The sequence below is a fragment of the Crenobacter sp. CS_VA4 genome, assembly GCF_055597485.1.
In genome coordinates, this window is the sequence record NZ_JBVMAE010000124.1 from 1 (window position 1) to 274 (window position 274).

General features: G+C 70.8%; 1 protein-coding gene. It reads left to right on the forward strand.

All coding sequences use genetic code 11. From position 1 onward, the window contains the following. Nucleotides 1–274 (forward strand): ABC transporter permease (locus ACZ2IA_RS22980; protein WP_470294901.1); only part of this gene is annotated, 274 nt, incomplete at both ends.

The window sequence follows — 274 nt, forward strand, 5'->3', positions numbered from 1 at the left end:
GCTTCATCGGCACCGCGCTGCTGTTCGGCCTGATCCAGGAGGGGGTGGCCGCCCTCACCCGCTATCGCTCCTGGGGACCGTGGCGCTTCTTCCTCTCGGCGGCGATCATCGGCGTCTTCGTCGCGGTCGTGGTGTTCTTCGCCGCTCACCTCTCGGTGATGCCGCTGTGGGCGCAGCTGCTGTACCTCGCGATCTCCGTGCTCGGACCCATCGCGTGGACCGCTGTCGGCCTCGCGATCGGCTCGGCGCTCAGTCGCGCCGGCGTCGCCCGCCG